Annotated in this window: 28 protein-coding genes, 1 tRNA gene and 1 riboswitch; of the genes, 9 read left to right on the top strand and 20 right to left on the bottom strand. The window is 66.4% G+C overall.

Features of this window, described 5'->3' with window-relative positions; translation table 11 throughout:
- Positions 1–23 precede the first annotated feature (23 nt).
- Entirely contained in the window at positions 24–338 is a 315-nt protein-coding gene (locus P2Q66_RS08900; RefSeq protein ID WP_115523924.1) for a hypothetical protein, read from the bottom strand.
- A 148-nt stretch (positions 339–486) separates the two neighbouring features.
- A complete protein-coding gene (locus P2Q66_RS08895; RefSeq protein ID WP_275727334.1) occupies positions 487–1,341 on the bottom strand; it encodes a LysR substrate-binding domain-containing protein in 855 nt (284 codons plus the stop codon).
- A 143-nt stretch (positions 1,342–1,484) separates the two neighbouring features.
- On the opposite strand from P2Q66_RS08895, the gene P2Q66_RS08890 reads away from it, so the two are divergent.
- Positions 1,485–2,867 carry an MFS transporter gene (locus P2Q66_RS08890; RefSeq protein WP_275727332.1) on the top strand — a complete coding sequence of 461 codons (1,383 nt, stop codon included), beginning with the start codon at positions 1,485–1,487 and terminating at the stop codon, positions 2,865–2,867.
- A 56-nt stretch (positions 2,868–2,923) separates the two neighbouring features.
- Here P2Q66_RS08890 and P2Q66_RS08885 read toward each other — a convergent pair whose 3' ends face one another.
- From P2Q66_RS08885 to P2Q66_RS08875, 3 genes are all read right to left on the bottom strand, one after another.
- Complete coding sequence (locus P2Q66_RS08885; RefSeq protein ID WP_275727330.1) at positions 2,924–4,096, bottom strand: N(5)-(carboxyethyl)ornithine synthase; 1,173 nt, start codon at positions 4,094–4,096, stop codon at positions 2,924–2,926.
- Positions 4,093–4,233: a hypothetical protein gene (locus P2Q66_RS08880; protein ID WP_176156728.1), complete on the bottom strand. Its 141-nt coding sequence runs from the start codon at positions 4,231–4,233 to the stop codon at positions 4,093–4,095. Before P2Q66_RS08880 ends, P2Q66_RS08885 begins: the two co-directional genes overlap by 4 nt.
- Before the next feature lie 100 nt (positions 4,234–4,333).
- Positions 4,334–4,407, bottom strand: a tRNA-Gly gene (locus tag P2Q66_RS08875).
- A 241-nt stretch (positions 4,408–4,648) separates the two neighbouring features.
- Here P2Q66_RS08875 and P2Q66_RS08870 point away from each other — a divergent pair.
- Positions 4,649–5,113 (top strand): SRPBCC family protein, encoded by a 465-nt coding sequence (locus P2Q66_RS08870; RefSeq protein WP_275727327.1) that lies wholly within the window; start codon positions 4,649–4,651, stop codon positions 5,111–5,113.
- Between the two features lie 43 nt (positions 5,114–5,156).
- On the opposite strand, the gene P2Q66_RS08865 is transcribed toward P2Q66_RS08870, so the two are convergent.
- Complete coding sequence (locus tag P2Q66_RS08865; protein ID WP_275727324.1) at positions 5,157–6,875, bottom strand: CAP domain-containing protein; 1,719 nt, start codon at positions 6,873–6,875, stop codon at positions 5,157–5,159.
- 133 nt (positions 6,876–7,008) lie between these two features.
- Between P2Q66_RS08865 and dcd the strand changes: the two genes are divergently transcribed.
- Positions 7,009–7,584: a dCTP deaminase gene (dcd, locus tag P2Q66_RS08860; RefSeq protein WP_115523542.1), complete on the top strand. Its 576-nt coding sequence runs from the start codon at positions 7,009–7,011 to the stop codon at positions 7,582–7,584.
- Positions 7,585–7,599: 15 nt separating this feature from the next.
- Here the strand turns inward: dcd and P2Q66_RS08855 are convergent, their stop codons facing one another.
- The 6 genes from P2Q66_RS08855 to P2Q66_RS08830 all read right to left on the bottom strand — a co-directional run bounded on the left by P2Q66_RS08855 (position 7,600) and on the right by P2Q66_RS08830 (position 13,657).
- On the bottom strand, positions 7,600–8,781 hold the full coding sequence (locus P2Q66_RS08855) for a cation:proton antiporter (protein WP_079595406.1): 1,182 nt from the start codon (positions 8,779–8,781) through the stop codon (positions 7,600–7,602).
- Positions 8,782–8,786: 5 nt separating this feature from the next.
- Entirely contained in the window at positions 8,787–9,269 is a 483-nt protein-coding gene (locus tag P2Q66_RS08850) for a TrkA C-terminal domain-containing protein (protein ID WP_079595405.1), read from the bottom strand.
- Positions 9,270–9,309: 40 nt separating this feature from the next.
- Positions 9,310–10,053: a cupin domain-containing protein gene (locus tag P2Q66_RS08845; protein WP_275727321.1), complete on the bottom strand. Its 744-nt coding sequence runs from the start codon at positions 10,051–10,053 to the stop codon at positions 9,310–9,312.
- Positions 10,050–11,018 carry a PmoA family protein gene (locus P2Q66_RS08840; RefSeq protein WP_275727320.1) on the bottom strand — a complete coding sequence of 323 codons (969 nt, stop codon included), beginning with the start codon at positions 11,016–11,018 and terminating at the stop codon, positions 10,050–10,052. Before P2Q66_RS08840 ends, P2Q66_RS08845 begins: the two co-directional genes overlap by 4 nt.
- Complete coding sequence (locus P2Q66_RS08835; RefSeq protein ID WP_275727318.1) at positions 11,015–12,115, bottom strand: Gfo/Idh/MocA family oxidoreductase; 1,101 nt, start codon at positions 12,113–12,115, stop codon at positions 11,015–11,017. The genes P2Q66_RS08840 and P2Q66_RS08835 overlap by 4 nt, the downstream gene beginning before the upstream one ends.
- A 138-nt stretch (positions 12,116–12,253) precedes the next feature.
- The gene (locus tag P2Q66_RS08830; RefSeq protein WP_275727316.1) at positions 12,254–13,657 is read right to left on the bottom strand and encodes an MFS transporter; all 1,404 of its coding nucleotides are present in this window, start codon (positions 13,655–13,657) and stop codon (positions 12,254–12,256) included.
- A 193-nt stretch (positions 13,658–13,850) separates the two neighbouring features.
- Between P2Q66_RS08830 and P2Q66_RS08825 the strand changes: the two genes are divergently transcribed.
- From P2Q66_RS08825 to mnhG, 6 genes are read left to right on the top strand one after another with little or no spacing between them, the layout of a single operon-like run.
- Positions 13,851–16,865: a Na+/H+ antiporter subunit A gene (locus tag P2Q66_RS08825; RefSeq protein WP_275727314.1), complete on the top strand. Its 3,015-nt coding sequence runs from the start codon at positions 13,851–13,853 to the stop codon at positions 16,863–16,865.
- On the top strand, positions 16,862–17,440 hold the full coding sequence (locus tag P2Q66_RS08820) for a Na(+)/H(+) antiporter subunit C (protein WP_275727312.1): 579 nt from the start codon (positions 16,862–16,864) through the stop codon (positions 17,438–17,440). Before P2Q66_RS08825 ends, P2Q66_RS08820 begins: the two co-directional genes overlap by 4 nt.
- Positions 17,441–17,447: 7 nt before the next feature.
- On the top strand, positions 17,448–19,139 hold the full coding sequence (locus P2Q66_RS08815) for a Na+/H+ antiporter subunit D (protein ID WP_275727310.1): 1,692 nt from the start codon (positions 17,448–17,450) through the stop codon (positions 19,137–19,139).
- Positions 19,136–19,681, top strand: coding sequence for a Na+/H+ antiporter subunit E (locus tag P2Q66_RS08810; protein ID WP_275727307.1), 546 nt, complete (start codon positions 19,136–19,138; stop codon positions 19,679–19,681). The genes P2Q66_RS08815 and P2Q66_RS08810 overlap by 4 nt, the downstream gene beginning before the upstream one ends.
- Positions 19,678–19,956: a monovalent cation/H+ antiporter complex subunit F gene (locus P2Q66_RS08805; RefSeq protein ID WP_079595396.1), complete on the top strand. Its 279-nt coding sequence runs from the start codon at positions 19,678–19,680 to the stop codon at positions 19,954–19,956. The genes P2Q66_RS08810 and P2Q66_RS08805 overlap by 4 nt, the downstream gene beginning before the upstream one ends.
- The gene (mnhG, locus tag P2Q66_RS08800) at positions 19,946–20,401 is read left to right on the top strand and encodes a monovalent cation/H(+) antiporter subunit G (protein WP_079595395.1); all 456 of its coding nucleotides are present in this window, start codon (positions 19,946–19,948) and stop codon (positions 20,399–20,401) included. Before P2Q66_RS08805 ends, mnhG begins: the two co-directional genes overlap by 11 nt.
- Before the next feature lie 47 nt (positions 20,402–20,448).
- Here mnhG and P2Q66_RS08795 read toward each other — a convergent pair whose 3' ends face one another.
- The 8 genes from P2Q66_RS08795 to P2Q66_RS08760 form a co-directional block, all read right to left on the bottom strand.
- Entirely contained in the window at positions 20,449–20,712 is a 264-nt protein-coding gene (locus tag P2Q66_RS08795) for a DUF4235 domain-containing protein (RefSeq protein ID WP_079595394.1), read from the bottom strand.
- Positions 20,713–20,789: 77 nt separating this feature from the next.
- The gene (locus P2Q66_RS08790; RefSeq protein WP_275727341.1) at positions 20,790–22,439 is read right to left on the bottom strand and encodes a hypothetical protein; all 1,650 of its coding nucleotides are present in this window, start codon (positions 22,437–22,439) and stop codon (positions 20,790–20,792) included.
- Positions 22,440–22,679: 240 nt separating this feature from the next.
- Positions 22,680–22,895: a CDGSH iron-sulfur domain-containing protein gene (locus tag P2Q66_RS08785; protein WP_115523551.1), complete on the bottom strand. Its 216-nt coding sequence runs from the start codon at positions 22,893–22,895 to the stop codon at positions 22,680–22,682.
- Positions 22,892–23,968, bottom strand: a complete 1,077-nt coding sequence (locus P2Q66_RS08780) for a glycosyltransferase family 2 protein (protein WP_275727302.1) — start codon at positions 23,966–23,968, stop codon at positions 22,892–22,894. The genes P2Q66_RS08785 and P2Q66_RS08780 overlap by 4 nt, the downstream gene beginning before the upstream one ends.
- Positions 23,965–25,020: an iron-containing redox enzyme family protein gene (locus P2Q66_RS08775; protein ID WP_275727300.1), complete on the bottom strand. Its 1,056-nt coding sequence runs from the start codon at positions 25,018–25,020 to the stop codon at positions 23,965–23,967. The genes P2Q66_RS08780 and P2Q66_RS08775 overlap by 4 nt, the downstream gene beginning before the upstream one ends.
- Positions 25,021–25,087: 67 nt before the next feature.
- Positions 25,088–25,543: a DUF4383 domain-containing protein gene (locus tag P2Q66_RS08770; protein WP_275727297.1), complete on the bottom strand. Its 456-nt coding sequence runs from the start codon at positions 25,541–25,543 to the stop codon at positions 25,088–25,090.
- A 115-nt stretch (positions 25,544–25,658) separates the two neighbouring features.
- Positions 25,659–25,865, bottom strand: a complete 207-nt coding sequence (locus P2Q66_RS08765; RefSeq protein WP_275727295.1) for a hypothetical protein — start codon at positions 25,863–25,865, stop codon at positions 25,659–25,661.
- Positions 25,862–26,413 carry a heme-degrading domain-containing protein gene (locus tag P2Q66_RS08760; protein ID WP_079595387.1) on the bottom strand — a complete coding sequence of 184 codons (552 nt, stop codon included), beginning with the start codon at positions 26,411–26,413 and terminating at the stop codon, positions 25,862–25,864. Before P2Q66_RS08760 ends, P2Q66_RS08765 begins: the two co-directional genes overlap by 4 nt.
- An 86-nt stretch (positions 26,414–26,499) precedes the next feature.
- Positions 26,500–26,638, top strand: a riboswitch (TPP riboswitch).
- Positions 26,639–26,647 lie beyond the last annotated feature (9 nt).

Here is a 26,647-nt window from a genome sequence, read left to right as displayed (position 1 = left end):
CGCGGCAGGAGACCTTGGGAAAATTAGCCCAGGTACCACCCCGGAGGTGACCACGTCACCGGGACGCTGTGGGCTGAGAAATCCTCGCAACGCGTGCAGGTGTAGGCGACTTCGCCGAGCGTAGCCACAGACCCGTCACGGCGGTAGGTGGGCGGGATGTAGGACTCGAGGTAGACGAACTCGTCGGTGCGGCACTTGTCGCAGGTTGGCTTACCCACATAACCGGAATCCGTGGTTGCTATTCCCGCGCCGAGGGTGGATTGGCGTGTGGAAGGCCGCGCGGTGGTGTGCGGACGTGCATGGGCCGCATTGAAATGGGTGTTCCTGGCTGTCGTCATTGGCTGCCTGTCCCGGGCGCGTTCACTGTGATTCAGGCGCGCTCGTGTTGCTGAACCGGCCAGCTGCTTGACCTGGAAAACCAGCATAGATTATGCAACGTTCCGACATCAATGGAGAACGGGTTGTCTCGTGTGCTAAGGCCGCCTGTTAGCCCTGGCGGTTGATGGTCCGGCCCACGATCGACTGCGTCAGGGCATCGATCACCTCCGCGTTGGCCAGCGGGTTGCGGATCAGCGTGAAGTCCACGTCCCCGACGGCCGGAAGGTCGAACCGGCGGGTGATGATTTTCAGGTCCTCGGGAACCAGCGACGACGGCATGACGGCCACGCCGATTCCCGCGCGGACGGCGGCCAGCACCCCGCTGATCTGGCGGGTGGTGCACGTGATGCGCCAGGTCCTGCCGTGCGCCTCGAGGGCGTCGATGGCAAGTTTCCTGCTCAGGCTGGGGGAGGGGTAGGCGATGAGCGGGACTGGATGACCCGCTTCCAGCGTGGTCTGCTCAAGTCCCACCCAGGAAAAGGAATCGTGCTGCACCACCGTGCCGTCCTTGGCGCCTGCCACCCATTTCACGAACACCAGATCCAACTGGCCGGCATTCAGCTTGCGGTACAGCTGGTCGCTTTGCCCCACCGTGAGTTCCAGGTTGATCTGGGGATAGATCTGCCGGAACTCCCGCAGGATCCGGGGCAGTCCGGTAATGGCAAGATCATCCGCGGTGCCGAACCGGAGCCGCCCACGCATGGCCGAACCGGAGAAATAGCGTGCCGCAGCGTCATGCGCGGAGAGAATGTTCCGGGCAAAACCGGCCATCGCGTCCCCGTTGTCCGTGAGCCGGACGTCGCGGGTATCCCTGGTGATCAGCACGCGCTTGGCTGCCGTCTCCAGCTTCCGGATGTGCTGGCTGATGGTGGGCTGGGCCAGGCCCAGCCGCTCGGCGGCCTTGGTGAAGCTGAGGGTTTCGGCAACGGCCAGGAAAGAACGCAACTGGGCTGGTTCGAACACGTCGGGCTCCTTCGGCCGGCACTGCCGGATCTCTCATTGTGCTTCGCAATACGAGTTATAGGGAGAATAGGCCTCCATAATCCGTTGGGCCCAGCCTAGCGTTAAGGGCATCCCGGACCGCCCGCAATTTTGAGGACACCACTGTGGCACCCCCACCGCCGTCATCGGCAAGCGTCACCCAGCCCGTCATCGATTCCGCGGGCACAGCTCCGCCGGACAACCAGACCCAGCCGCTGCCGGTTGCCTCGGAACGCCTTCCCTGGCGGCACACCTTCATCTCCCTGAGAGTCCCCAACTTCCGGATTTTCGCGGCAGGGCATTTCATCGCCGTCATCGCGATCTGGATGCAGCGGATCGCCCAGGACTGGATGGTGCTGCAGCTCTCCGGTTCCGTGACTGCCGTGGGAATCACCGTGGCGCTGCAGTTCCTGCCCTCGCTCCTGCTGGGGCCGTGGGGCGGCATGGTGGCCGACCGCTTCGCCAAGCGGAAGATCCTGATCCTCTGCCAGAGCCTTGCCGCGGTGCTGGCTGCAGCGCTCGCAGCCCTCGCGCTCACCGGAAGCGTCCAGGTATGGCACGTCTATGTGATCGCACTGGCGCTGGGCCTGGTCACGGTCCTCGACCAGCCTGCGCGGCAGGTGTTCGTCAACGAGCTGGTGGGACCCACCTACCTGCGCAACGCCATCAGCGTCAACTCCACCACCTTCCAACTTGGTGGTTTGATCGGCCCGGCCCTGGCCGGGCTGCTGCTGACAGCAGTGGGTGCCGGCTGGGCTTTTGCCGCCAACGCCGTGGCCTGCTGCTCAACGGTGGCCATGCTGCTGGTCCTCCGGAAGGACCAGCTCTTCGTGAGCCCGCCGGCCCCCAAGAGCAAGGGGATGCTGCGTGAGGGGCTCCGTTATGCGCTGAGCAAGCCCACCATCTACTGGCCCTGGCTCATGGCCGGTTTCATTGCAGTGTTCGCCATGAGCCTTCCCGTGGTGCTTGCCGCCTTCGCGGACCACGTGTTCAGGGTGGGTGCCGGCGGTTATGGCCTGCTCAATGCACTGGTGGCGCTGGGCGCGTTGGCGGGGGCCGTGGCTTCCACCCGCCGCCGGCAACTCCGGCTCCGGTCAGTGGTGTTCTGCGCAGGAATGTACGGGGCCATGCTGTGCCTCGCCGCCGGGGCGCCCTCCATGGCCTGGTTCGGCGCCGCGATGGTCCTGTCCGGATTCTGGTGCCTGATGTTCCTCACGGGTTCAAACCAACTTGTCCAGATCAGCTCCAACATGGGCATCCGGGGCCGCGTGATGAGCCTCTACATCATGGTACTGATCGGCGGCCAGGCCCTCGGCGGACCCATGCTCGGCTGGATCGCTGAACATGCGGACCCGCACGTGGCCCTGCTGGTTTCCGGCGGGGTGCCGGTGCTCGCGGCCCTGACCGTCGCCGTCGTCCTGGCGCGAAAGGGTTCGCTCAAGCTGCAGGTGGACTTCAAGGACCGGGGCCACCCGGTGCGCATCGTAAAAGCGGCCGCGGCCGCCTGAGAATGCAGATGCCGACACGTTTCCTGCGTGCCGGCATCGCTCAACGAAGGTGCGCTTTACAAAGCCGGTTGCACCTGCAGCACACGGTGCGGGTACGCCTCATCGCGCTGCTGGAACTCCAGCACGTCCTGGTTGCGCACCACGCCGTCGCGGATTTCAATGGCACGGGTTATGGTGTCGCTTCCCGCCCAGGCATCGGGCCCGCCCATGACCGTTTCCAGGAACGGCTGCAGGGCCTGGCTGATTTCCCAACTCGAGGAATTCCACAAATACGACGGGCTGTGGTCCACCGCGTAGTAGCTGATGTGGTCCCCGATGGTCACCATCGGCTCGGCAAAGGTGGTGGAACGCGCCCAGCTGAAGCCCATGCCGGGGTCACAGGACACGTCGATAATGAGGCTGCCCGGGGCGAAGGCGTCCAGGTCCTCGGTCTGCAGATACGTCAGCGGATTGTTCGGGTCCTGCAGGGTGCAGTTGACCACGATGTCGCTTTCGGCGAGGAACGGGGCGAGCGGCACCCGGCCCCGCTCGGTGATGACCTGGCTCAGGAAGGGCGCCTCGTCGTCGTGGTCGAACTGCACGATGTTCACGGAGTGGATGGGGGCGCCAACGGCGGCGACTCCCCGGTTGGTCAGCACCTGCACATCGTGGATCCCATGCGCATTCAGCGCAGTGACGGCGCCACGGGCGGTGGCTCCAAAGCCGATCACCACGGCACTCAGGCGCCGCCCGTAATCTCCCGTTGAACCCGTTAGGGAGAGCGCATGCAGAACCGAGCAGTACCCGGCCAGTTCGTTGTTCTTGTGGAACACGTGCAGGCCGAACCCGCCGTCGCTGGCCCAGTGGTTCATGGCCTCGAAGGCAATCAGCGTGAGCTTCTTGTCGATGGCCAGTTGCGTGATGGCGCGGTCCTGGACGCAGTGCGGCCAGCCCCACAGAACCTGGCCGTCACGCAGTTCGGCGAGATCCTCTGGCTGCGGCTTGGGCAGCAGCACGATGTCCGCTTCCGCAAGCAGCTCTTCCCTGCTGGCGATCGTGCCCACAAGGGTGGCGAGGTGCTGGTCCGAAACGCCGAAGCGCTCGCCGTAGCCGTGCTCCAGGATGATGCGCCGCCGCAGGGCCGGGGCAATACGTTCAAAATGCAGGGGATGAATGGGGAGGCGGAGTTCGTCCGGTTTCCTTGTTGATGCCAGGACTCCCAGGCTCAGTTGGCTCTGGTGGCCGGTCACTTCTTTTTGGGAGCCTTGCCGGACGTGATGTCCAGGGAACTGGCCGGTGCGGAGGCGGCCTTCTTATCTGCGCGTTTTTCCTTGATGGACTTGCCGGACTTTTTTGATGCCGTTTGACGCGGGGACTTGTCAGCCATGATTGCTCCTGTAGCGGAACCGAAAAGGTTCCTGACTACTGACGATACACCTGGGCGCCTAACGGGGCTCCGGGGCTGCAGGTGCCGCCAAGGGCAAGAGTGGAGCGGCTGACGGGAATCGAACCCGCGTATCAAGCTTGGGAAGCTAGCGCTCTACCATTGAGCTACAGCCGCATCGCCCCCACTCGCGCGGGGCAGAACTTAGCTTAGCGCAGTTGCGGCGGCGTGCCGCCCAACCCCGAAGCTGCGCCGCCGTGTCCCCTTACCCGCGGCGTCATCCAGTAACTCTTCAATAACGTCCCCCTGCCTGGCTAGGTGGGGACACAGTGCGCTGGCTAACCTGAACCGGATAGCTGCGGGCGTCAGGGGGAGGCGGCTATTGCGGCAGGCCGACGTCAACCACAGGAAGAATTTCATGGCATTCGCAGAGCACGAGGTCCTCATCCGGCGTGACGCCATGGCTGTGTACCTGTACCTGCTCGACGCCACCAATCTTCCGCTCTGGCGCGACGGTGTCCGCAGCGTCAAGCTGCTCCAGGGCCCGGCCGGGAGCAAGGGCGCGGTGTACCGGCAGATGGTGGCAGGGCGGTCCGGACTGAGCATTCCGGCCGACCTGGAAATCACCCAGGCAAGGCCAGGGGCGGAGATAGAGTTCCAGGTCACCTCCGGCCCCGCCAACCGCACGGGCGGTTACTACCTCAGCACCGAGGGCTCGGGAACCCGCGTCCGGTTCGCGCTGGAAGCATTGCCGGAGGGCTCATTCGGCTTCCTCGACCGGCTCGGCCTCCTGAACCGGATGGTCCAGCGAAGTGTCTGCTCCGAGGTTGCCCAGCTGGACCGGCTTAAGGACGTCCTGGAACTTCAGCCCGCCACCCAGTAGGCGGCCGGCCGCAGCTTGTTGCGCAGCCGCCGCCCGGGTTGGCCTACTGTGCCAGCCGCTGCCCGGACCACGGCCCGGCGATGTTCGACGGCGTGGCAAGGGTTCCACCGGTCAGGTCCCAGTACTGCACCACGTCCGACGCCCGGCGGAGCGCCAGTCCCGTCGAATTCAGCCCGGTGACGTCCCGCAGCGCCTTGACGCCCGTGACGTCCTGCCACCCCGTGGCGACAGTCGGCCTCGCTTCCGCCCGCAGGGCGATGGTTCCCCAGCCCCGATACAGCTGCACGGCACCATCGGACCGCACTGCCAGGATGTCCTGGAAGCCGTCGGCGTCGTAATCAACCATGGAGAGCCGGCTGGCCGCGATGCCGCTGGCTATAAGCGTGCGTCCGGAAAGGTCACCGGTGCCCTTGTTGGGGTACAGGTAAAGGCCCCCGGCAGTATCCAGGGCGAGGATCTGGGGCATCCGGTTGTTGGCGCACCAGCCACCCACCGCCAAGGTCAGGGACTGCCATCCCCCCGCTCCGAGCGTGGCAGGAGCTTGGAATCCACCGGTGGCGATGCCCCGATGGAGCGTGAGGTTCCCGTTGGTCCATTGCGTCAGCAGGTCATACGCGCCGTCACGGTCCCAGTCCGTCACGAAGACCTCCTTGGCGCCGGTGAACCCGGAGCCGATCACCTTGGCCGGAGCGTAGGAGCGCGCGCCCAGCGAGGCCCGGTTAAGGAGCTGGCCGGCGGCATCCACGGTTACCAGGTCTGCCGGTCCCTTGATCGCGGCTGCGGACAGGTCAAGCGTGGGCGGCATGTGCCTGACGGGGGCATCGCACATGCTGGCAACCGGCGGCGGGAAGGCGTTGCCTGAGCCTGCGCCGCCGGGGGAATCGGTGGTGCCTGCCGGAAGTGTTGTGTAGCCGAAGAAGTTGACCACGCCCCAGATTTTGTAGGTGCTGTCCGTGTACGAGATCCCGGCGCCCATGACATTGAAACGCGGGTCGAGCAGCATGGCGTTGTGGCCCGGGGAACCCTTCCACCATTCCACCAGCTGAGCGGCATCGCGGTCCGTGCGGATGGCGATGACCTCGCCGGCGCCGTTGTTCGGATTCATGGCGCGCGGATCCGTCCAGAAACTGGCGCGGTGCTCAATCACCTCACGCGAGGCAATGTTGTCGGACCATTCCTGCGCCAACCCGGCAACGGTGGCATGATATTTCACCGGGTTCAGCTTGTTGGCCACCCTGTATTCATTGATCCGGTTGAACACCGTGAGGACAGCTGCGGTATTGCTGTCCCGCACCAGGCCCTCGGGTGCGGGCATCGCCGTGGCGGACTCGGGGGCCGCCAGGCGGGTGGCCGGGGGTGAGGCCAGTTCCTCGTCCGGCGCCCACAGCGGCGGGATCCATGGGACAGGGTCTGCAGAGCCGGCCGGAGCAGGTTCTCCGGTAACCGCGGGCGTGGGCACAGGTGCAGCGGGGGCATCTGTGGACGGGCTGACGGCGGGCTCGGTGACCATGCTTGTCGCAGCAGCAGGTGATGCCGGGCGGATGTCCGGTTCCACAGCGGGTTTCAGGATGGACCCGGCGGATCCACCGCCCGCGGAGGCACCGCCGTCGTTGACCGCAGGCTCCAGTGAGACGCCCAGCGGAGCCGCTGCCCCGGCCGACTGGCTGGCGGGCGCAGGCACGGACAGTGTTCCCGCTGATGATGAGACCAGCGCCAGGGCGCAGAGCACACCAATAAAAGAGGGCGCAACCAATTTATTCACAACATCCCCAGCTCTGTTGGGCCATCCGGGAGACCATCCGGCGCCTGTGCATCTGAGGCAACATTAGCCCCACTGGGCCACAGCAACAACGGGAAAATATAGGTGTGGATAACGCATACGGTAATTTGGGACGGTGCTGATCTCTGACCGCGATATTCGTGCCGAAATAGACTCCCAACGGATCGTGCTGGAGCCGTACGATTCGGCGATGGTGCAGCCGTCATCCGTGGACGTCCGGATCGATAAGTTCTTCCGGCTTTTCGACAACCACAAGTACGCGCACATCGACCCTGCCCAGGAGCAGCCCGAGCTGACGCGGCTGGTGGAAGTGGAGCAGGACGAAGCCTTTATCCTGCACCCCGGCGAGTTCGTCCTGGGCTCAACCTACGAGACTGTTACGTTGCCGGATGACATCGCGGCCCGCCTGGAAGGCAAGTCCTCCCTGGGGCGGCTGGGGCTCCTGACCCACTCCACCGCGGGGTTCATTGACCCCGGTTTCTCCGGCCACGTGACCCTGGAGCTGTCCAACATGGCCACGCTGCCCATCAAACTGTGGCCGGGCATGAAGATCGGCCAGCTGTGCTTTTTCCGGCTGACGTCCTCCGCTGAGTACCCGTACGGCCATGGCGGGTACGGCAACCGCTACCAGGGCCAGCGCGGGCCCACAGCCAGCCGCAGCCACCTGAACTTCCACCGCACCAGCATTTAGGGCAGGCATCGGAGGCTACGCCTTTGCGGCGACGCCCGGGCTCCCCGTCGCCATCCTGGCGAGCGGTTCGACGTAGCGGGCTGCCAGCGGTCCGACCACGGCCATGATCAGCACGTAGGCAGTGGCCAAGGCAGCCAGTTCCGCGGGAATGGCTCCGGAGGCCACGGCCAGCCCGGCGATAACGATGGAAAATTCCCCGCGCGCAATCAGCGTAGCCCCGGCACGGAACTGGCCGGGACGTGCAATATTTGCCCGCTTCGCCGCCCAGATCCCGGTGGCCATCTTGGTCACGGCCGTGATGACGGCCAGCACCAGGGCCCACCCCAGTACGGGCGGGATGGATGTGGGGTCCGTATTGAGGCCGAACGCGACGAAGAAGATGGCCGCGAACAGGTCACGCAGCGGTTCAAGGATGCGCGTGGCGTTATGGGCGGTGGCTCCGGAAATGGCGATGCCCAGCATAAACGCGCCCACCGCCGCCGAAACCTGCATGGCTGACGCCACCCCGGCTATCAGCAGGGCGGCGCCGAGGACGTTCAGGAGGAAGACCTCGGAGTTCTCGCTGTGGACGGCCTTGGAGACGCTGTGGCCGTGGCGCAGGGCCACCATAAGCACGAGGCTTACCACCGCCAGTGCGATGCCCACGGTTGTGAGGCCGCCCAGGAAGCTGACGCCGGCAAGGATGGCTGTCAGGATGGGCAGGTAGACGGCCATGGCCAGGTCCTCGAACACCAGGATGGACAGCACTACGGGAGTTTCGCGGTTGCCCAGGCGGCCGAGGTCGGTGATGACTTTCGCGGCGATCCCCGACGACGAGATGTAGGTGACGCCGCCCAGCACCATGGCTCCCACCCCGCCCCAGCCCAGGTAATACGCCAGGGCGGCGCCTGGCAGGAAGTTCAGGACGAGGTCGAGGACACCGCCCTGCCATGACCGCTTGAGGCCGGTAAACAGCTCCGCTGCCGTATATTCCAGCCCGAGCATAAGCAGCAGCAGGATGACGCCGATCTCGCCGGAAAGATGTGCGAACTCGTGCATGCCTTCGAGCTTGACGATCCCCCCGGCACCGAAAGCGAGCCCGCCCAGGAGATAGAGCGGGATAGGTGACATTCCGATCCGTCCGGCCAGCCTGGCCAACAGGCCAAGGCAGAACACAACGGCCCCCAGTTCAATGAGGGTCAGGGCCAGCGGATCCATAGGATTTATCCGTGGCGCAGGATGTCGGCCGCCGAGTCGAGGCCTTCCTGGGTTCCGACTGCCACCAGCAGGTCACCCGTGTGAAGCACGACGTCGGGTCCCGGCGACGGGAGCACCTCGCCTTCACGCATGATGGCCACGATGGACACGCCGCACCGGGTGCGGATGCAGGCCTTGCCCATCGGCTGGTTCTGGAACGGGGAGTCCGGAGCGATGGAGAACTGCCGGGTGACGATCCCGGGGACATCCTTGTGCTCCTCCGTCAGCTTCATGGCCAGGTGCTGCCCTCCCAGAAGGTTGCCCAGGGTGGCTGCTTCGTCGCTGGTCAGCGGAATTGAAGCCTGGCAGGTATCGGGATCGTCCCAGGTGGAAACGATAAGTTCCGTCTGGCCCTCCCGCAGCTCCACCACGCCGATCCGGCGCCCGGATGCTGTCATGAAATCCTTCCGCCGGCCCAGGCCCGGAAGGTTGGTCTCATCCACGTTCATGATCCAAGCCTAGTCTCCCGGGACGCACTTGGCGCGGGAGTCATACCACCCGGGAATCATCCCAGGTGGTCAGCCTTCCGCACATGCCGTACCCCTCGCCGGGGCGGCGGCCGGCGGTGGCCACTGCCGCTCCGGCCAACGGCCGCGCCGAGCCGTCCGCCAGGTCCTCCAGCGCCTGCTCCGTTGCGTCAACCTGGCTGCGGACCGTTTCCGACCAGATCTTCTTCCAGCGCTCCACGCGCGGGCGTACCAGGACGGCGGCTGCACGGTGGAAAGCGGCAAGGGCATCAGGGCCCTCACGCAGGACGGATGTATGCAGCTCGGCGTATCCTTCCATGGCGAGGTCCCGGCGCCTGCGGGCGGCTGCGGCGACGACGGCCTCGTCAGCATCGCGTGGCAGTACCGCGTGCTGCGCGTACTTGTCCGGATCCGCCAGGATGGCCCGGGGAAACGTGAGGACAGCGTCCCCTGCCTCGGGCAGCCCGGCGTTGGACATGATCACGTTGAGGGTGAGCTGATGGGAATTGACCAGCCGGTGGACTGTCCCGGGGCTGAACCAAAGCAGTGAACCGGCGGTAAGCTCATGTTCCGCGGCTCCCGCCATGGAGATGGTGTGTACCTGGCCGGTGCCGCCGGTCACCACATAGGCCTCGGTGGAGACGGTGTGCAGGTGGGGTGACCCTCCGCACAGCCCGTCAGCGGCCTCCCAGTCATAGACACGGAGGCCGCTGACCGCGGTCCCGCCCGGAAAGCCGGGTAAGCCGGGAACGCCTGCAGTGTTCACTGACCGTTCCGGCCCTGGGAGTCGGCCAGGAGTTCCCGTGCCGCAAGGGCCAGGGCTTCGGACCGCTGGGCGTCGGACTGCCCGTCGGCGATTACCACCCCGTACCGGTAGTGCAGGGTGGTGCCGGCCTCGAACAGGATTTCCTCGCTGAAAAACGGCGCCGGCCCCATGCAGGCGAACGGCTCCGACCGCGCAAACCATTCCGGCTCGGGGTGTTCACTGCCGGGGTCATCCACCATGACCAGCGTGGAGAAGCGGCAGGTCTCATCGTGCTGGCCAACGAAGGAAAGCCAGGGTGCCCGCTGGCCGCGGAGCTCCTCGCCGGTAGCGCCGCCCGGTCCGATGATGGATCCGCCGGCAAAGGACCGCGGACCGCGCCAGAACAGGCCGCCGTAGCCGGCGTTCTCCCGTCCCTCGGTAGTGGGCGAGCCGATGTGGATGGGTTCCCCGGAGACGTTGGTCATGGCCGTGTCGAAAACCAGGGTGTAGCTGCTGTCCGTCCCCGGCACCACCTGGAAGGACCGCTCCTCCTCCACCACAAGGGAGCCCTGCTGCGTGACCCACTGCAGGGAATGGGCAAAACGGAACGTGCCGTCGTCGTCCGTTGCCTGGCGAAGCTCGCGGTGCCGCATGGCGCCGTTGTTCGGCAGCCACCGGTAGTCCTGCCCCCGCCGGTAACTGGGCCCGCCCCAGAAATTGTCCGGGCCAAGGTGCGGCAGTGACCAGGCGATGCCCTTGTGCCACACATGGTCGTGCGGGCGGTAGGCGCTCACCAGGTCCCCCGTCCTGGTCCGGACGGGGTGGAAGTACGGCCGCGGGGACTCCTCCTGCGGGTCATTGGCAGCATAGATATAGGTCAGGACCTGGACGCCGTCGAGGGAGACGGTGACGGCTGCGCCGTCGTCCGTCCAGCTGAACGGGCTGCCGGTGGTGGAGGTGGCGGCGACGGGGGCGGTGGTGCTCATGCATTGCTCTTTTCGAGTTTCCAGGGTTCCAGCCGGCCGTCGGCACGGTCGAAGAACGGGTTTCCTTCAGTGATGTCCCCCCGGCGCACCGTCTTGCCGGTGATGGCGGAGGCGTAGATGGCGGCGGCAAGCTCCATGGTGGGGTAGGCCTCTGCGAGGGTGACCGGCGGGACCGTTCCGGAGCCGATGGCCTCCACAATGTGCGAGTACTGGGCGGGGTGCCCGCTGGGGACGGCGGCGGAACCGTCTGCCCACAGGCCGGCAAGGTGCTCCTGTCCCGGCGCGGGGGTAAAACGCCAGTGGGAGTCGTCGTAGCCGTAGAGGTGCTCGAGCTCAACGGTGGCGTTCTCGTAGTCGAACCTGAGCTGTGACGTCTCCCGGGGGGAGATGACGGAGTTGATGACGGTGCTCAGGGCGCCGGATTCGAACCGCACGATGGCCGTGGACACATCCTCGGTTTCCGTGCGCCGGGCAAGCCGGCCCGCGAACGCGGTGACTTCCTGCCAGGGGCCCCACAGGTGGAGCAGCATGTCGAACTGGTGAATGCCGTGCCCCATGGTGGGCCCGCCGCCCTCAACATCCCAGAGGCCGCGCCATGGAACGTCAAAGTACTCCTGGTTGCGGAACCACAGCGTGTTGCAGAAGCCGGTGAGCGGGTTGCCGAGGACCCCCGATTCCTGCAGCGCTGCCAGTTTGCGCGCGCCCGTGCCAAAGCGGTGCTGGAAGATGCAGCTGACGTGTTTGCCCGATGCCCGCTCCGCCGCCTGCAGTTCAACCATTTGCCGCAGCGACAACGCGGGCGGCTTTTCAAGCACCACGTTCAGGCCCAGGGCGAGTGCCTCCAGGGCAAGGGAAGCGTGCGACGACGGCGGCGTGCAGATTGCCACAACGTCCAGTGTTGCGTCGGCGGCCGCAGCCAGGCTTGTCGCGGTCTGCGCGAACCCGGTCTCTGCAGCAAAGGCGGTGGCACGGTCAGGGTCGATGTCCACGGCAACCACCAGCTCGGCCCCGGCCAAGTTGAGGGCTTCAGCGTGGGCGTGGGCTATCCCGCCGGTACCGATGATTCCGGCCCGGGGGCGTGGAGGGGTCCGTTCCATGGGCAGCGCTCCTCGTCATTGAAAGCATTCAAAATGTTATCACCCACCAGTATGTGATCGATAACAAAAGGAGTCAATGCTTCCGGTAAGGAATCTGGTGCTTGTCCTGCTCTGCCGCAGGTAGGTTGTTCCGTCCGGTCAGGCGGCCGGGACAACGGCGATGGACGCCTTCCCCGGAGATTTCACGGGCAGCAGGACAAGGAGCCCGGCGAGGAGGACCACCATGATGCCCAGGATTCCCCAGCGTTGCGCCTGGCCGGCTGCCACCATCGGCGTGGCCACCGCAATGCAGAGCGTGAACAGGGCCGGTGCCAGGAAGCTGACGGCCCGCCCGGTGGTGGCGTACAGGCCGAAGAGCTCGCCCGATTCGCCATGCGGGGCAAGCCGTGCCAGGTAAGCCCGCGAGGAGGACTGGGCGGGCCCCACGAACAGGCAGAGGAAGAGGCCGAACACCCAGAAGGTGGTGCTGCCGGCCCAGTCCATGCCGAAGAAGACGTAGTCGCCGTTGCCGAGGACCAGGATGACCGTGCCGGCAATCAGCAGGCCCACCAGGGAGCCGATGATCACTGCCTTGGGTCCCACCCGGTCATCCAGGAATCCGCCGATCATCGCGCCCACGGCCGCCACCACGTTTCCGAAGATGGCGAAGAAGATGACCTGTGACAGCTCAAAGCCGAAGGTGCCGGCGGCGATGATTCCACCGAACGTGAAGACCGCCGCCAGGCCGTCGCGGAACACCGCACTGGCCAGCAGGAAGTAGATGGTGTGGGGGCTGGTGGCGTAGATCGCCTTGATCCGCCGGGCCAGCAGTCCGTAGCTGGCCAGGAAACCCAGCCGCGCCGCCTGGCCGGTCCTCGGCAGTTCGGGGACCGCAAAAAGCACAGGCAGGGCGAAAATGAAGAACCACAGGGCCGAAAAGAGAGCAACCAGCCGGATATTCAGGCTGTCCTCGGTGGAGGCGCCGAACCATTCGAAGCTGGGCTGGACGAACAGCTGCAGGACCACCAGCAGCGCCACGATGCCGCCCAGGTATCCCGCGCCCCAGCCGAACCCGCTGACCTTGCCGATGTTCCGGGGCGTGGAGATCTGGGCGAGCATGGCGTTGTAGTTGACGCCGGCGAATTCGAAAAAGACGTTCCCGAGAGCGATCAGGGATACCCCGAGGAGCAGGAATTCAGGGCGCGGAAACACAAAAAAGCACAGGGCTGTCAGGATGGCGACGGCAGCCGTGTTGATTCCCAGCCACAGCTTCCGCCGGCCGCCCGCGTCGGAGCGCTGCCCGGTGACGGGGGCCAGCACTGCGATGGCGAAGCCCGCCACGGCCAGGGCACCGCCCAGGACCGCCGATGCCTGGTCCTCCCCGCCGAAGGCGCTGGACGTCAGGTAGACGGTGAACACGAACGTGGTCATCACGGCGTTGAAGGCGGCGGAGCCCCAGTCCCAGGAAGCCCAGGCCAGGATCCGGCCCTTGCTGGACGCGTGGTGCCCGGATTCAAGTTCCGAGGCCGGCTGCATGGCCCCGGGAGCGCTGGCGGTGTTCATACGATGCATCGTATCCGCCGGTGGCGAACATCCAGCGGACGTGGCCCCGGGCCTCCGGGGGAGGACGGCGTCAGCGGCTGCCAAGCCGACGGAACAGGTATAAGGACTTGATAAACTGTCCACTCCCGAACCTTACTTTTTGCCGCCTGCTCCAACTTCTGACAATCGAATCCCTGACGTTGCGGAGATACCAGTGATCACAGTCCTTGCCGTGCACTTTACGGTGGCTGTGCTGGCGCCCCTACTGTTCAGGACGTGGGGCCGCAATGCGTTTTACGCACTGGCAGCAGTGCCGGCCGCCTCCTTCGCCTGGCTCCTCTTCCAGCACGCCCCGGTCTACTCGGCTCAGGGGGCAGTTGCGGAGGTCATTCCCTGGATTCCCGGCCTCCACCTGGAGCTCGCCTTCCGCATGGATGCGCTGGCGTGGGTGATGTCCCTCCTGGTGCTGGGCGTCGGTTCCCTGGTGCTGGTCTACTGTGCACGGTACTTCAAGACAGGGGACCAGGACCTGGGCGCCTTCGGGGCGCAGCTCCTGGCTTTCGCGGGTGCCATGTTCGGCCTGGTGGTGGCCGATGACCTCCTGCTCCTTTTCATCTTCTGGGAACTGACCACCATCCTGTCCTACCTGCTCATCGGCTACGCCCGGACCAGGCTGGCAGCCCGGCGCTCGGCGCTGCAGGCACTGATGGTCACCACCGCAGGCGGCCTGGCCATGCTCGTGGGCCTGATCATGCTGGGCCACGCCGCCGGAACCTACCGTATCTCCGCCATCCTTGAACAGGCACCCGCGCTGGTTGGCGGTGCATCCGGCACCATGGTGAGTGCCGCCGTCGTGCTCATCCTGGTTGGCGCGATCACCAAATCAGCGCTGGTCCCGTTCCACTTCTGGCTGCCGGGCGCCATGGCCGCGCCCACCCCGGTCAGCGCCTACCTGCACGCCGCCGCGATGGTCAAGGCCGGCATCTACCTGGTGGCCAGGCTGGCGCCGGGCTTTTCCGAGACCGCGTACTGGCAGCCTGTGGTCCTGGGCCTGGGGCTGGCCACCATGCTGGTTGGCGGCTACCGGGCGCTGCGGCAGACGGACATCAAACTCATCCTGGCGTACGGCACGGTGAGCCAGCTGGGCTTCCTCACCATGGTGGTGGGGCTGGGCACGCCTGATGCGGCGCTCGCCGGCCTCGCGATGCTCCTGGCGCACGGGCTGTTCAAAGCAACCCTGTTCCTGGTGGTGGGCATCATCGACCACCAGTCCGGAACGCGTGACGTCCGCAAGCTCTCCGGAGTCTTCCGCTCATCCCGCGCCCTTGGCATTGTGGCCGGCATCGGTGCCGCGTCCATGGCGGGGTTTCCGCTGCTTGCCGGCTTCGTCGCCAAGGAATCCGTGCTGGAAGCCTTTGTGCACCATGCCGCGGATCCCGGCGCAGGGCCGTGGGGAGCGGTCATCCTGGCCGGCCTGGTCCTGGGGTCCGTCCTTACCTTCGCCTACAGCGCCCGCTTCATGTGGGGTGCCTTCGCCGCCAAGCCCGGTGTGGAGCCCACTCCCTTCAAGGCCATCAAGCCCTCCTTCCTCGCCGCGCCCGCCATCCTCAGCCTCCTCACCATTGCCTACGGCGTGTGGCCTGTCCCCGTGGATGCCTGGATCCAGCCGTACGCGGCGCTGTTTGCCTCCACCGCGTCCGACGCCGGGACGCCGGCTGAGCAGGCAGGGCACCTTGCGCTGTGGCACGGTTTCACGCCGGCGCTTGGCCTGACTGCCGTCACGTTCGCCCTGGGGCTTGCCATGTACTTTGGCCGGAACGCGGTGGCCCGGCTGCAGTCCCTGGTCCCGCCCTGGGTGGACTCCGACCGCGCCTACCAGCTGACCATTGGCGCGCTGGACGACGTCGCCGTCTGGGTTACCGGCCGTACCCAGCGCGGTTCGCTGTACTACTACCTTGCCGTCATCCTCAGCGTCGCCTTCGTGCTGCCCCTGGCGGTGATCCTGCTCGCCGGAAAGCCGCTGCCCGAGGGCATCTACCTGGTGGATCCGGGCTCCCCGCTCCAGCTTGTGGTGGGGGCCGGGATCGTGATCGGCGCCCTGGCCGCTGTCAAGGCAAACAAGCGCTTCCTGGCCGTCCTGATGGTCTCCGTCACCGGTTACGGCATCGCGCTGATGTTCGCCCTCCAGGGCGCCCCGGACCTCGCCCTGACCCAGATGCTGGTGGAAACCATCATCCTGGTGGCGTTCGTCCTGGCGATGCGGAGCCTGCCTGCCGAGCTCCGCGACCGCACCGGCGGGAAATACCGGGTGGTGCGCGTAATAATCGGCCTGGGCTTCGGCGTCACCATGGTGTTCGCCGCGATCTTCGCCATGGGTGCACGGATCGCCACCCCCGTGTCGCTGGAGTTCCCGCTCCTGGCCTACGAGGGCGGCGGCGGATTGAACATCGTTAACGTGACGCTGGTGGACATCCGTGCCTGGGACACCTTCGGGGAAATTACGGTCCTTGCCCTGGCCGCCACCGGAGTGGCCAGCCTCATTTTTGTCCGCGGCCGCGGCGACCGGATCCAGACCTCCGCCAGCATCGCCGAGGGCACGGTAGGCCGGCACCACGGGGTGGACCCCGGTTCCCGCGACGGCGCCGCTTTGGCCATCAGCCGCAAGTTCGCAGCCTCTGCTCGTGACGCCTGGCTGGTTGCCGGACGGACCCTGGCGCCGGAACGCCGCTCCATCATCTTCGAAGTTGTCACCCGGCTGGTTTTCCACTCCCTGGTGATCTTCTCCCTGTACCTCCTGCTGGCCGGCCACAACCTTCCGGGCGGCGGCTTCGCCGGTGGCCTGACGGCCGGCCTGGCCCTGACCATCCGCTACCTGGCCGGCGGCCGGTTCGAGCTCCGCGAGGCCACACCGGTCAGCGCAGGTGCACTGCTGGGCATCGGCCTGGCCGTGGCCGCAGCCTCCGGCGCGGTGCCCCTGCTCCTGGGCGGCCAGGTGTTCCAGACCGCCATCATCGAGTTCTGGCTGCCGGTGTTCGGGGACATCAAGTTCGTCACGTCCACCATCTTCGACATCGGCGTCTACATCGTGGTGGTGGGCCTGGTGCTGGACGTGCTGAGGAGCCTCGGCGCCGAGATTGATGAACACTTCGAGGAACGGTCCGCGGCACCCGCCGAAGACCAGGAGCCGGACGGCATTCCTGCAGAAACCACCGCAAAGGGTAAAGCATGAGCGTCAACCTGACCCTGCTGATCGTCATGGGGGCCCTGTACGCCTGCGGAATCTACCTGATCCTGGAACGCAGCCTGACCCGTGTCCTGTTGGGCCTGATGCTCCTGGCCAACGCCACCAACCTGCTGATCCTGGCTACCGGCGGTTATGCCGGCCTGGCTCCCCTGTACTCCAAGGACATCGCGGCAGGGGACTACAACGACCCCCTGCCGCAGGCGCTGATCCTGACGTCAATCGTTATCTCCTTCGCGGTGACGGCCTTCATGCTCGGCATCATCTACCGCACCTGGGTGCTGGCCCGCCGCGACGAAATCCAGGATGACGTGGAAGACCTGCGCGTTGCCGAAACCCCCAGCTTCGATGCCGAGGACGATGCCGAGATTCCTGCCGAGACCTCCGAGTTCCCGCTCACCATGCTGGGCGGCAACGGACGCGACATCTCGGACCACAGGCCGTCCGGAGACGGGGGATCTGCTACGGCCACCCTCGTGGCGGGCGGCCGCGAAATGCTTGCCGAACATGCCGCCGCGGAAGAAAAGCCCGGCTCCCAAAACATCGCCCCGGCCCGGAAGTAGGCGGAAAGTGAACATCGCAAGCTTTGCCCCGCTCGCCGTCGTACTTCCCATCCTGGGCGCTGCCCTGACTTTCCTGCTGATCCGGCATTCCCGGGCGCAGCGGGCGGTCAGCATCGGCCTGCTGTCCCTGACGCTGCTGCTCGAATGCCTCCTGCTGGCCCATGTGTGGACTGCCGGCACGGCGGCAGTGACCATCGGCGGGTGGTTGCCGCCGTGGGGCATCGTGATGGTGGTGGACCAGTTTTCCTCGCTGATGCTGGTGGTTTCGTCGGCGGTGAGCCTGGCCGTGCTGGTGTACGCCACAGGGCAGGGCATGGCCGACGGCGACCATGACGCACCGGTTTCGATCTTCCACCCCACCTACCTGATCCTGGTGGCCGGGGTGTCCAACGCGTTCCTCTCCGGCGACCTCTTCAACCTTTACGTGGGCTTCGAAATCCTGCTGACCGCAAGCTACGTGCTGATGACGCTGGGCGGAACCGGGCCGCGCATCCGCGCCGGCGTCACCTACGTGGTGGTCTCCGTGGTGTCCTCGGTGCTGTTCCTGATCTCCATCGCCATGGTGTACGGCGCAACCGGAACAGTGAACATGGCCGACCTTGCCATCAAGCTGGGCGAACTGGACCAGGGCACCAAAACCCTCCTGCACGTCATGCTGCTGGTCGCGTTCGGCATCAAGGCGGCCGTCTTCCCGCTGTCCTTCTGGCTCCCCGACTCCTATCCCACCGCGCCGGCCCCGGTCACCGCGGTGTTCGCCGGCCTGCTGACCAAGGTGGGCGTCTATGCCATGGTCCGCACGGAGACCCTGCTCTTCCCCGGCGACTCGCTGAACACACCATTGATGGTGGCGGCGCTGCTGACCATGGTGGTGGGAATCCTCGGTGCGCTGGCGCAGAGCGATATCAAGCGTCTTCTCTCTTTCACTTTGGTCAGCCATATCGGCTACATGGTGTTCGGGCTCGCGATGTCCTCCGTGGCGGGGCTGGGGGCTGCCGTGTTCTACGTGGCTCACCACATCACCATCCAGACCAGCCTCTTCCTGGTCACCGGGCTTATCGAACGCCGCGGCGGCAGCTCGTCGGTGGACCGGCTGGGCGGGCTGGCCAAACTCTCGCCCCTCCTGGCGATTCTGTTCTTCATCCCCGGCATGAACCTGGCCGGCATTCCTCCCTTCTCCGGATTCCTGGGCAAGGTGGGGCTCATGCAGGCCGGGATCGAGCTCGGGACGCCCTTGGCCTACGCCCTGGTCATCGGCGGAGTTCTCACCAGCCTGCTGACCCTGCTGGCAATCGCCAGGGTCTGGAACCGGGCGTTCTGGCGCCGGCCATCCGACGCCGAGCACCCGGACCCGGTGCTGCTGGCGGTTCCCGAAGAAGCGGACCGGGCAGAGGACGCGGTCGAGCGCGCCGGCAGCCGGACCGGCATCATGCTTGCTGCGCGCACCGGCGTCCAGCGGCTCGCCGGCGCCTCGCCGCGCGCCGGTGCGTCCCGTCCCGCCACACTCCTGCCCAGGACCATGGTGGGATCCACCCTGGGCCTTGTGGCGCTGGGCGTGGCACTCACCGTCTTCGCGGGGCCCCTGTTCGGACTGTCCGACCGCGCCGCCGCGGACATGCTGGACCGGTCCCCCTACATCCAGGCCGTGATGGGTGAGGACACCGTTGTTCCGGCGGTCAGCACCAGGGGAGGGGGGCAATGAGCCGCCAACGGATTTCGCTGCGCCAGGAACTGCCGCTCCTGGTGTGGCTGGTGATCGTCTGGGGCGCCCTCTGGCAGGACTTCAGCCCCGGCAACCTGCTGTTCGGGGCGCTGCTGGCAATAGCAGTGGCCAGGCTGTTCTACCTCCCGCCCGTGGAGCTCAGCGGCCGCTTCAACATCCTGTACGCCATCCCGTTCGCCCTGGTGTTCCTGGCCAAGGTGGTGATCGCCAGTGCCCAGATCCTGTACCTGGCCATCGCCAGGGGACCCGCGGTGACCAATGCTGTGGTGGCAGTAACCCTGCGGAGCCACCAGGACCTGATGGTCACCGCCACCGGGCACGTCATTTCCCTGATTCCCGGGTCCCTGGTGGTGGAGGTGGACCGCTCCACGTCCACCCTGTACCTGCACGCCATCAACATCAGCTCCCCGCAGGACGTGGAAAACCTGCGCAATGAGGTGCGCTCCATCGAGGCCGGCCTGATACGCATCATGGGCACTGCCGAAGAGCTGGAAGCCGTCCGATCGGAGGCAACCGCATGATGCAGGCCGTCCTGGCCATCACGGCCGTGATCTTCTCGCTCGCCGCCGGCGGCGCAATCATCCGCATCGCCCGGGGCCCGTCACTGCTGGACCGGGTGCTCGCGGCGGACGTGCTGCTCGCGATCCTGGGCGGGGCGCTGTGCATCGACATGGCCGTGAACCGGCACCTCAACAACCTGATGCTGGTGGTGGCCATTTCGGTCATCGGCTTCATCGGGTCCGTAACGGTGGCCAGGTTCGTGGCAGACCGGAGGGAACAGCCCCATGAGCCCTAATGTTGCCAACCCTGATGTGTCCGGCGTGGACGGCTGGATCGACCTGGTTTCCGCCGTCTTTATGGTGGTGGGTGCCCTCATGTCCCTGGGCGCTGCGATCGGCCTGCTGCGCTTCCCGGACCTGTTGAGCCGCATGCACGCCGCCACCAAGCCGCAGGTACTGGGCCTGTTCCTGCTGCTGGCATCGATCGGGCTGCAGATGCGCACCTGGTGGGTATGGCCGGTACTGCTGGTGGCGTGGATTTTCCAGCTCCTCACCGTGCCCGTCTCCGCGCACATGGTGGGCAGGGCCGGTTACCGCACCAAGCACCTCCACCGGGAGCTGCTGACCTCGGACGAGCTGGAAGCCGTCGTCTTGAAGGCAGCTGGCCAGAAGGCAGCCGTGCAAAAAGCCGCCGCCAAAGCCGCCCAGGAGGACGGTTCCGGCGACGGCTCAACGCGCTAGGTGTATTCAGCCAGGGGCTGGATCAGCCGCCAAACTAAGTCCTTGGCTTAGACAATGTCCTGGCTCTTGGCAAAGCGGGTGATGGCACGCTGGGTGCCGCGGTTTGCCAGCACCTGGATGATGGTGCTCACGGACGCTGAGATCAGCGCGAACGTCAGGGCCGAGTGGAGGCTCGTGGGGACGTCCTCGTCCTTGCCGGTGGGCGGCTTCCGGCCGGTGGTCTTTTCCCAGATGGCATTGACCAGTTTGGTGCCGACCAGGCCGGCGCCGAGGCTCACACCGGTGCCGAGCAGCTTGATGAAGAGGTTCATTCCTAGTACTCCTTGCGGGCGGAAAACGGGCTGTACCCAGCCTAACCGTCACTGTGCCGCTATCGGGGCAGGCTGAACTACGGTGCCGGGACCAGTCCTTCCCAGGTAACTGTCCAATCGGCGGGGAACCCCGGGGCGTGCCGGTCCGGTCCGCCATCCCAGCCTGCCGCCATCAGCGCCACGGCCGCGAGCAGCCCGCCGTTGCCGGGCAGGTACAACGGCAGCGAGTCGGTCTGCCGGTTGTGCCCGTTGGGCAGCACCAGGTTTTTGGGCGCGTCCTGCAGGAGCGCCGCCACGGCTGTCTCCGGATCCTCCAGCCTGGCCGCGGTCATGGCCATCACCGGGTAGTCCCACCCCCACGTGCTGTCCCAGTCCCAGCCGGCCATCACGTCGGCCAGGGTGGCCCGCATGATGGCGGGGTCGATAATGTCCGTCTGCGGCAGCACGCCCAGGGCGCAGAGCATGGAGGGATGGTCGGTGCGGATGGTGAAGGGTTCGACGCCGATCGCCGCGTAGACGCCGTCCACTACCTTGGGCCGGGCCATGCCGTCCGCCACGGCAAGCCATGTATCCCGGGGCGGCAACCTCAGCCGCTCCCGCCAGGTGCAGGCGACGCGCAGCGCCCATTGCCAGTAGGCGATCTCGAAGGTGGGGTTGCTGACCGTGCCCCTGATCGATTCGTAGCTTTCCTGGGCCGGAACCAGGGGCGGGCCCAATTCGAATCCGCGGGCGGTGGGGTGCGCAAAGCTGGCCATAAAATTGGCGCTCTCGAACACGATCTCCGCGAACTCCTCCAGCAGTTCACGCGAGGGATCGGCCCGGTACGCGAGTTCGGCGAGGTGGATGGGATGCGGCTGCTGCCAGACCAGGAAGGTGCCGATGGGGCTGGGGCTCTCGCGCCCGTCCGGTCCTGACTGCTTGGGCCAGCGGACGCCGTCGAACCCCTGTGCCTTGGCAGTCTGCCGTGCCGGTTCCAGGATGGAGGCGTACCAGCGCAGCGCCGGGAGCAGGAGCGGAGTCCGGTTCCAGGCGGCGAAGTGGGCAGCGTGCCACCAGTGCATCTCGAGGTGGAACCGCCCGCGCCAGGAGTTGCAGACCAGCCCGGTCTCCTGCGGCGGCAGGGACCCGGAGCAGTTGATGGCGGTGAGGTACTGCGAGAGGACCACCCGGCGTTCGAGTTCCTTTGCGCGTGGGTCTTCCGTCGCGGAAAGTTCGACGGCGGCGCCTGACCTCCAGAAGTCCGGCCAGGCGGTGCGGGACGCCTCGATCACCGCAGTACCCGGTTCGGGTGCCTTCTCCTTGCCGGTGGCACTGGCACTGGTGAAGCCGATGCCTCCCGATCCGCGCAGCAGGCAGTCGCCCTGGCCGGTGCTGATGAAGTGCACGCTGAAGTCCAGGACCTCCACCCCGTTGGCTGCCCTAAGGATCACCCCGTGCCGGCTGGTCTGCTCCACTTCCAGCCCGGCGCCGGTGACGGTCACCTGGTATCCGGAATTGTCGAGGCGACGGGAGATCAGCCACTCCCGTCCCTTGCCGGTGGCGGGCAGCTCTTCCACCCAGGTGCTGTCGTAGAGGACGGTGGAACCGGCCAGGGTGTAATCCTGCTCCGGAGGGATGGAATGCCAGCCCCACTGCGCCTGCGTTCCGAGCAGGGTGCCGGCCGGCAGCTCGCCGCGGGCGCCCACCGGGTATTCCGCCGGAAGGGACTGCAGGCCGGTGAGGTCCATCGTGAAGCAGAATTCCCCGTTCCCCACCGACACCGGGCTCCGGGGGTCCAGGCTGTCCTGTTCCACGACGTGACGGCGGACCAGGGACTCGCGGTCGATGGCTGTCGGCCGGACGGGCACAGCGTTCGCCCTCCTCGGTCAGAAAACGCTTTCCAAGGTCCCATCCTTGTTGGCATGATCTTGGCTGTCAACCGCCCCGGACCTGTCGGCCGTGCGGGCAGGCGCGGGCGCAGGAGGTGCTCAGGAGGCGGGCGGCTCCGTGCGGAACTTGATCATCTTGTGGGTCCCGTCGCAGTACGGCTTGATGGCCGAGGCCCCGCACCGGCAGAGAGCCACCGTTTTCCGGTCGCGCGGCACGGGGACGCCCGACGGCGTGACGATCTCAAAGTCACCCCTGATGATCAACGGTCCGTCGGGGCAGACCACAATGGAGCTCTCGGCCGGTTCCTGGTTCATATCCGCTCCTTCGTAGCTGCTGTTGATGTGATTGTTTGTTGCTGCCGGAATGCGTGCAGCTTGCCCTGGTGGCGTCGCCTAAGCTCGGCTTCGGTATGGGCGGCCGTCCGTAGCCTCGCGCCGGCATACGGCACGCCGCCGGCCAGTCGAAAAGCCACTGCCCACCAGATGCAGACGGCCCGTTCCATGGCCCAGAGCGGCGCGAACCACACGGCGCGCAATGGAAAGACGTCCGTTCCGTTGAGCCGCCGCCGCCCGAGCCCGGCTACGGCCGTCGCGGCGGCCGCCAGTAACAGGAAAACCGTGAGGCGTGCCCTTCTGGGGAGAAGGGTGCCCCCGAGGATGGCCGGGAGCAGGGCAAGTTCCGCGGCCAGGCGCCGGGGCTGCGCGAAGTCGTCGTACGCCTGCCGGACGCGCTGCTTCAGGAAATGCCTGGTGCGGGGCGGCCGGCGCGCCACGAACAGGTCCGGAATGATCTTTTCCCGTCCGCCGGCGGCTGTGACGGTCCGGATCAGCTCAAGGTTTTCGAACAGGACGGGTTCGTAGCCGTCCGTGGCCAGCAGGGCGCTTCGGCGCAGGGCCAGCGTGCCGGGAAAGTCGGCGGACCAGGCCCGGTTGATCAGCGTCCGGGACGTGTCCCAGCACGCGTGCCAGGGCAGGGGGTCGAAATAGTTCTGCGGGCGCACTACGTCCGCCGTCCCCAGGTGGCCCACGACGGCGGCGAGGGACGCGCGCGTGTAGCGGACGTCGTCGTCGGCGATCACCAGAACCTCTGCCGTGGCGGCGCGGATGCCTGTCATCACCCCTGCCACCTTGCCGTTGCCGTGCTGCCCGCCGTCATTTCCCGGTCCCGCAGGCTGATCGGGGCGGATGTGGCGGACCTCCGGCGGGAACTGTTCCCGGTGGCGGGCGAACAGGTCCGGGGCTGAACCGTCCACCACGATGACCGGTATCCAGGTGGCCAGGCGATGCAGGTAGGCCACCAGTTCAGGGAGGCCGGAGTCGTCGGCCCAACGCAGGGGAAGGATGTACTCGGCCCCTTCGAGGCCTTGCTCCATGGCCCGGGACGTCATGCTGCCGCCGGCACTGCCGCCCTGAGCGAAGACCGGCCATGTTCCCAGGACGCCAAAAGGTGGGCGGACAGCCTGGTGTCGATCGCCATCACGGCGGTGGCACCGAAAATGACGTCATCCAGCAACCCCGGTTCGGCTTCCACGAGGCCGCCTGCCAGGTCCCGGCCGGCGATCTGCTCGTGCACGGCATCTGCCTCCACGTGCTCGTCGAAATAGTGGGTGACGTCCGCATCGAAGCCGTGCCGGCGGAAGCCGTTGCCGTACAGGCGGTTGGGCTGGGAGGACGTCATTTCATAGATGGCCAGGTGCCCGGTGATGGCGCCGCGGAGCCGCCGGTTCAGTCCGCAGAGGGACATCAGGTTCACGGCGGCCAGGGAGATGGCCGGGACGGCGTTCACGTACGCACCGTAGTGGTCGTCCATCCCCAGGCCGCGCATGGTCCGGGCGAACAGGGCGCTGTGCATCCGGTCCGGCCGGCCGCCGCCATACTCGTCTGCCTGGATTTCCACCAGGGCGGCTTTCGCCCGGCCGCTCAGCCGTGGAATGGCCCAGGTGTGCGGGTCCGCTTCCTTGAGCTGGTAGATGGATTTGTGGATCAGGAACTCCTTGAGCTGCCCGAGGCTTGCCTTCTTTGCCACAAACCGGGAGACGCTGGGGCCGGTGTCCCGGGCCGCCAGGCCGAACAGGACATCGGCAACTGCGTCGCTGGTCAGGTCGGAGCCGGCCGGAAGGTCCAGATCCCCGCCGGCCTCCCGGGCGGCGAGGCGCAGAGCTTCTTCGAAGGGCTTCTCCAGCATTTGCCGCACCTGGATCAGGCCGGGCTCCCACTCCCACTCGTCCGGCACACCTTCGAGGCCGGAGTAATGCAGTTCGTAGAGGCAGAAGAGGGCCAGCTGGACATCATCGTCGCCGATGATGTCCGTGACCCCGGCCAGCTTCCCGCCGACCAGCCGGCGCAGCCCGGAAAGGGACTCGCCGGCGCTGCCGGGGTGTCCTGCCACAACCCCCAACAGGGCGCTGCTGATGGGGCCTCTCGGTTCCGGAAGTTTCATGGTGCTCCTTGGGTTCGGGCGGTGTGCCGGTGCGGTGCCGTCTGCATTGACGGTCCGTCAAGAAAGGTCAGTTGCCACGGCCGGTGGCGGGAGTGCGCGGGGACAGCATGATGGCCAGGGCGATCATGGCCAGGCCCAGGACGAGGTGCAGCCAGTTGTCCGCACCGTTCTCCGGGATGAAGTTTGCCGGCGTGTTGTCTCCTATGAGGAGGCCATACAGCCAGAGCACCAGGTAGATGACCCCGCCGTACGTGAAGAAGTTCCTGGCCTGGCGGTGGGTCCGCGCCATGAGCAGGCCGGCGGCGCCGAAGAGGCAGTGGACAAGGTTATGGAGAATGGATACCTGGAACACACCCAGCAGCAGCGCCCCTGAACCGGGCCCTGCGAAACCGAGGGAATCATAGTTGCGGGTAACTCCGGGGACGAATCCCAGGATGCCAACGAGCAGGAACCCGGCGCCGGCGGCAATGGCAGACCACTGCAGGGCGGTTCGGACGCCCGGTGGGCGGGTGCTGACTGCCATGTCCTGTACTCCTCTCACGCCTGAAACAATATAGTAAGCATGATTACTAATAAAAGCTAAGCAGGCTTTGTTTCTGCGTTGAGGGATACGGAACCTTCCCCGTTCCGTCCTTTTCTTACGCCGGACCGGTCCAGGTGTAAGGGTTGGGGTGCTGCCCGCCGCTGGGGCCCTGCTCGTACCCCTGTTGCCATGCCTTGCCGACGGCGGACACCAGTTCGGCCAGCAGCGGATAGTAGGGATGGTCCGGGCCGATGAAGATCATCTCGTCCTCGGCTTTGTCCAGTGCCGCCCGGACGGCGTTGTCAGCGGGCCTGCCGGTCATGCCGGGCCGTCTGCCCCTGCCGGGCGCAGCACCTCACGCATGGCCTCCACCACCAGGTCATGGTCCTGCATCTGCGGGAGCCCGGAAACGGTGACGGTGGCTACCGCGCCCACACCGGAGACATAGACCGGGAAGGACCCGCCGTGCGCGGCGTACAGGGTTTGGTCGAACCAGCCCTGGTCCTCGATCCGACCGCCCCGGAGCCGGCCGCGAAGCCCCACCAGCAGCGAGGGAACCTCATACCGGGCGGCGGTGCGCTGCTTCGCCCGGATCCAGTGTTCGTTGTCCGGGGTGGCGCCGGGCAGGGCCACATGGAACAGGACCTGATCGCCTTTGGTGATGTCGATCGCGATGGGCAGGCCACGCTCCTTCCCCAGTTCCACAAGGAGAAGTCCAAGGTTCAGCGAGTCGTCCAGGGAGAAGCCGGGGAACTGGAGCTCATGGATCTCCCCCTCGATGCGGCCGATGAGGGCCTGCAGCGATCCTTCCGGCTGCGCGGCGTCAGAGTCCGGATCGAAGTCGGTCACATGCGGCTGATTAGCAGTCATGGCCCACAATCTACCCCTGTCCCGGTGTAAACTGGACTCCGCCCAGCAGGGCAGTTCTACCCAAGCATCATTCCATTCAGAGCATTACTTAACGACAGGGGAGCGCCGCCGTCGGGCACTGGCCAAGGCCGGGAACCGGAGGTGGGCGCTGAGAGTGCGGACAGCCGCAGACCCTCGAACCTGATCCGGTTAGTACCGGCGCAAGGGAGTCGAGTTCTCGAAGTCCGGCAACGG

Source organism: Arthrobacter sp. Cr_A7 (genome assembly GCF_029222765.1).
Taxonomy (GTDB): domain Bacteria; phylum Actinomycetota; class Actinomycetes; order Actinomycetales; family Micrococcaceae; genus Arthrobacter.
The sequence above is the reverse complement of the archived record's forward strand: the minus strand, read 5'-3'. Positions and strand labels throughout refer to the sequence as shown.

Bases quoted from the DNA above. Each gene is read 5' to 3' on its own strand.
- P2Q66_RS08900 (WP_115523924.1), bottom strand. From the start codon at position 338: ATGACGACAGCCAGGAACACCCATTTCAATGCGGCCCATGCACGTCCG.
- P2Q66_RS08880 (WP_176156728.1), bottom strand. From the start codon at position 4,233: ATGGCTGACAAGTCCCCGCGTCAAACGGCATCAAAAAAGTCCGGCAAG.
- P2Q66_RS08870 (WP_275727327.1), top strand. From the start codon at position 4,649: ATGGCATTCGCAGAGCACGAGGTCCTCATCCGGCGTGACGCCATGGCT.
- P2Q66_RS08855 (WP_079595406.1), bottom strand. From the start codon at position 8,781: ATGGATCCGCTGGCCCTGACCCTCATTGAACTGGGGGCCGTTGTGTTC.
- P2Q66_RS08850 (WP_079595405.1), bottom strand. From the start codon at position 9,269: ATGAACGTGGATGAGACCAACCTTCCGGGCCTGGGCCGGCGGAAGGAT.
- P2Q66_RS08840 (WP_275727320.1), bottom strand. From the start codon at position 11,018: ATGAGCACCACCGCCCCCGTCGCCGCCACCTCCACCACCGGCAGCCCG.
- P2Q66_RS08835 (WP_275727318.1), bottom strand. From the start codon at position 12,115: ATGGAACGGACCCCTCCACGCCCCCGGGCCGGAATCATCGGTACCGGC.
- P2Q66_RS08830 (WP_275727316.1), bottom strand. From the start codon at position 13,657: ATGAACACCGCCAGCGCTCCCGGGGCCATGCAGCCGGCCTCGGAACTT.
- P2Q66_RS08820 (WP_275727312.1), top strand. From the start codon at position 16,862: ATGAGCGTCAACCTGACCCTGCTGATCGTCATGGGGGCCCTGTACGCC.
- P2Q66_RS08810 (WP_275727307.1), top strand. From the start codon at position 19,136: ATGAGCCGCCAACGGATTTCGCTGCGCCAGGAACTGCCGCTCCTGGTG.
- P2Q66_RS08805 (WP_079595396.1), top strand. From the start codon at position 19,678: ATGATGCAGGCCGTCCTGGCCATCACGGCCGTGATCTTCTCGCTCGCC.
- mnhG (WP_079595395.1), top strand. From the start codon at position 19,946: ATGAGCCCTAATGTTGCCAACCCTGATGTGTCCGGCGTGGACGGCTGG.
- P2Q66_RS08795 (WP_079595394.1), bottom strand. From the start codon at position 20,712: ATGAACCTCTTCATCAAGCTGCTCGGCACCGGTGTGAGCCTCGGCGCC.
- P2Q66_RS08790 (WP_275727341.1), bottom strand. From the start codon at position 22,439: ATGGACCTCACCGGCCTGCAGTCCCTTCCGGCGGAATACCCGGTGGGC.
- P2Q66_RS08785 (WP_115523551.1), bottom strand. From the start codon at position 22,895: ATGAACCAGGAACCGGCCGAGAGCTCCATTGTGGTCTGCCCCGACGGA.
- P2Q66_RS08780 (WP_275727302.1), bottom strand. From the start codon at position 23,968: ATGACGTCCCGGGCCATGGAGCAAGGCCTCGAAGGGGCCGAGTACATC.
- P2Q66_RS08775 (WP_275727300.1), bottom strand. From the start codon at position 25,020: ATGAAACTTCCGGAACCGAGAGGCCCCATCAGCAGCGCCCTGTTGGGG.
- P2Q66_RS08770 (WP_275727297.1), bottom strand. From the start codon at position 25,543: ATGGCAGTCAGCACCCGCCCACCGGGCGTCCGAACCGCCCTGCAGTGG.
- P2Q66_RS08765 (WP_275727295.1), bottom strand. From the start codon at position 25,865: ATGACCGGCAGGCCCGCTGACAACGCCGTCCGGGCGGCACTGGACAAA.
- P2Q66_RS08760 (WP_079595387.1), bottom strand. From the start codon at position 26,413: ATGACTGCTAATCAGCCGCATGTGACCGACTTCGATCCGGACTCTGAC.